The organism is Nitrospirota bacterium (genome assembly GCA_037386965.1).
GTDB lineage: Bacteria > Nitrospirota > Thermodesulfovibrionia > Thermodesulfovibrionales > JdFR-86 > JARRLN01.
Window position 1 is genome coordinate 1 of record JARRLN010000135.1, and the last position, 2,695, is coordinate 2,695.

Genomic DNA, 2,695 nt, shown 5'->3' on the forward strand with positions numbered 1-2,695 from the left:
ATGGTGGACGGCAGGGGGCAGTACTGGGAGAGCCACGTCTGCGGCTCCTGCGGAAACGAAGTGGCGGTGTGCATCAACCCGCGGAAGGATGAACCGGGACGGGAGGGAGCGCCCCGCAAGGCGCAGTGAGGGCGGCCCTCAGGGGCCGCCGCCCGAGGCCTCCCTGGCCCAGGCGTCTATCCTCGCCGCCCGGTGGCGCCAGATGTCCCTGAGCTGCTCCTCTATCTTCCAGATGTGAAGGAGCCTGCCCAGAGGGCCCAGGGGCAGGGCGTAGAGGACCTCGTCGCGCATCAGGGTCTGCCGGGCCGCGGCCCGGTCCGACACCTCGCCGGTACGCTTGGTCTTCTGAACACCTCCACCGGGTTTATGAGAAGGAGTCCGTGACTCCTCGAGGACGTGCAGGTGGCCCCAGTAGGCGTAGGGCCCCCTGACCTGGATATCGCGGAACCTCTCCGGCGGATGGTAATCGACGATGCGGCTTCGCCAGGGGATGCGCAGGCCGGCCCAGCGGATGGTGTAGTCGAACTCCGCGCCCTCGAAGACGCCCCTTTCGGCCTGCCGGGGGTCGGTCATGCGGAAGTCCAGCCAGCCCGGCGTTATGGCGAAGAGGTTGGCGGGGTCCTCGAAGAAGGTGAAGGCCTTCTCCCGGGGCAGGGGCAGGAGCTGGGAGGCGGTGAGCCTGTAGGCCCCCCTGTGGAGGCGCTCGATGCCGAAGGTGAAGCTCCCGGGCGGCTTCATGGGGCGGGCTACTTCTTCTCCCAGCCCCGGCTCTGCATGCACTCGGTGAAGTACTTCTCGAAGAGGTCGTGGTCCACCCGGCGCTTCACCACGGGCTCGGCGTAGATGGTGTCCTTCTGCTTCTGCTTGACCGTGTAAGTGACGGTGGCCGATTCCCTGGCGATGACCTTGCAGGCGAACGTGTCCTGGCGCAGGTCCGTGTCCGTCTTGCCGGGGCTCTGCCACCGGGGGGCGCAGGCGGCCAGGCCCAGGAGAATCGCAACAAGGAGGAAGAGCCTTTTCATCGGATGGCGCTCCTTTCGGTTTTGCCCGTTCTCCCCGATTGTAGCACGGGGAGGCGGGGGTGTCTCCCCGCGGGCAGGGGGGCTACTGCGCCCTGACCTCCCAGGTGGGCTGAAGGAACCGCTCGCCGTCCCGCTCCTCGATGATGTATGAGTAGGAGTCCTTTCCGCCGGAGGAGGCCACCCCGGCGATGACGCCCAGCCGCTGGCCGTTGCTCACCAGGTAGGCGGTCTCTCCCACGTCCTTGCAGAAGGCCGCCGCCTGCTCGGGGATGTCCGCCTCCGCGCAGAGGCCCTGGGCGCCCTCCGGGGCGGGGCCTTTGGCCGCGGGGGTCTCAAGCGCCCTGTAAAGCCCGCCCAGGGCAATGAGAAGCACGACGACGATGACCGCCGTAACCACCGCCTGCGACCAAAGCCGCTTGCCGCAGTACGGGCAGGTGCGTGCCCCGCTGGGGATGTTGGTCTGGCAGTAACGGCACTTCTTTACCCTCATGGACTCTCCGCGCTCACGGAAGATGGGATATTTTAGTGGGCGGGCCCCACGGTGTCAAACGGTAATGGTACGGCGATAGTGCTGAAGGGCATGGTGCTAAGGGGCACTGGTGCCCGGAACGGCGTATGGGAACGCGTTCCCGTGGACGGGTTCCGCCCCGGGGGTGTATGTTGGGGCGGGATGAAGGGCGAGGCGCTGATAAGGGAGCTCGCCCGGGAGCTTACGGCCGAGGAGCTTCCGGAGGGCTACCGCCAGATGGCTGCCGTGGTGGGCGTGGAGAACACGCTCAAGCTGGCGGAGTACCTGGGCGGGATGCACGTGTACTTTCCCAAGCTCGACAGCCTGATGAAAAGGCGGCGGGACGAGCGGATACGGAGGGAGTTCACCGGCCTGAACCACCGGGAGCTGGCCCGGAAGTACGGGCTTACGGAGAAGTGGGTGCGGAAGATAGTGCAGCGGGGGCCTTCGCGTCCGTGAGGCGGGCGCGGACTTTACAAGCCTCGCTCATTTTCGGAATTGGAGGGTCAAAATAAAAAGGGGCCACGCTGCGCACATGACCCCTTTGCGTTCGGTCCTCTGCCGCGACCTTTCTAATATAAGGAGTCTCTAGCTCGTCCCTTCCGTCGGGGGAGTGATTTCTTCCCTCTTGGGGGCTACCGGAGCGGCTTTTCTGGCGACCTTTTTGGCGGCCCTTTTCGGCGCGGCCTTTTTCCGGGCGACCTTTTTCCGGCCGACCTTCTTGGCCGCCTTTTTGGCGACTTTCTTGGCGGCCTTCTTGGGCGGCCGTCCGCGGCGGGCGGCCTTCTTGGCCGTCTTGGCCTTTTTGCGGGCCTTCTTTACGCCCTTGGGCCTGCCCCTTCTCCTCGGAGCGCCTTCGGCCAGGGCCTGGTCCTTGATGCTCTGGAGGTAATCATCTATCGCTTTAGCCCTCCGCCTCTCCGGCAAGAGGGCGACGAGCGCGCTTAGCTCCCTGGCAATGTCCCGGGTGAGGTTATTCAGCTCCTTCACCCTCTGCTGGCTCTGTTTCCTGATTTCCCTGATAACGTCCATAGACCGCTCCTTTCATTCTTGTGGTTCAAAAACTGCTGCCATTATATCACAGTTTTATCTTTTTTAAAGATGTTTTTCGGTTTTTTTGGGGAGAATTATTTGGGGTGATTAAAAGAGATCCTTGGTGCGGCGG

5 protein-coding genes are annotated in these 2,695 nt (G+C 64.2%); 1 reads left to right on the forward strand and 4 read right to left on the reverse strand.

Annotation, left to right across the window (positions count from 1 at the left end):
- Positions 1 to 138: 138 nt before the first annotated feature.
- The 3 genes from P8Y39_12900 to P8Y39_12910 all read right to left on the reverse strand — a co-directional run bounded on the left by P8Y39_12900 (position 139) and on the right by P8Y39_12910 (position 1,512).
- Complete coding sequence (locus tag P8Y39_12900) at positions 139 to 738, reverse strand: hypothetical protein (protein ID MEJ2193213.1); 600 nt, start codon at positions 736 to 738, stop codon at positions 139 to 141.
- Positions 739 to 746: 8 nt separating this feature from the next.
- Positions 747 to 1,022 carry a hypothetical protein gene (locus P8Y39_12905; GenBank protein ID MEJ2193214.1) on the reverse strand — a complete coding sequence of 92 codons (276 nt, stop codon included), beginning with the start codon at positions 1,020 to 1,022 and terminating at the stop codon, positions 747 to 749.
- An 82-nt stretch (positions 1,023 to 1,104) separates the two neighbouring features.
- A complete protein-coding gene (locus P8Y39_12910; protein MEJ2193215.1) occupies positions 1,105 to 1,512 on the reverse strand; it encodes a zinc ribbon domain-containing protein in 408 nt (135 codons plus the stop codon).
- A gap of 180 nt (positions 1,513 to 1,692) precedes the next feature.
- Here P8Y39_12910 and P8Y39_12915 point away from each other — a divergent pair, with 180 nt between their 5' ends.
- Positions 1,693 to 1,989: a Mor transcription activator family protein gene (locus tag P8Y39_12915; GenBank protein ID MEJ2193216.1), complete on the forward strand. Its 297-nt coding sequence runs from the start codon at positions 1,693 to 1,695 to the stop codon at positions 1,987 to 1,989.
- Between the two features lie 129 nt (positions 1,990 to 2,118).
- On the opposite strand, the gene P8Y39_12920 is transcribed toward P8Y39_12915, so the two are convergent.
- Positions 2,119 to 2,562: a hypothetical protein gene (locus tag P8Y39_12920; GenBank protein ID MEJ2193217.1), complete on the reverse strand. Its 444-nt coding sequence runs from the start codon at positions 2,560 to 2,562 to the stop codon at positions 2,119 to 2,121.
- Positions 2,563 to 2,695 lie beyond the last annotated feature (133 nt).

Excerpts from the sequence above, each read along its gene's own strand:
- P8Y39_12900 (MEJ2193213.1), bottom strand. The coding sequence starts at position 738 with ATGAAGCCGCCCGGGAGCTTCACCTTCGGCATCGAGCGCCTCCACAGG.
- P8Y39_12905 (MEJ2193214.1), bottom strand. The coding sequence starts at position 1,022 with ATGAAAAGGCTCTTCCTCCTTGTTGCGATTCTCCTGGGCCTGGCCGCC.
- P8Y39_12910 (MEJ2193215.1), bottom strand. The coding sequence starts at position 1,512 with ATGAGGGTAAAGAAGTGCCGTTACTGCCAGACCAACATCCCCAGCGGG.
- P8Y39_12915 (MEJ2193216.1), top strand. The coding sequence starts at position 1,693 with ATGAAGGGCGAGGCGCTGATAAGGGAGCTCGCCCGGGAGCTTACGGCC.
- P8Y39_12920 (MEJ2193217.1), bottom strand. The coding sequence starts at position 2,562 with ATGGACGTTATCAGGGAAATCAGGAAACAGAGCCAGCAGAGGGTGAAG.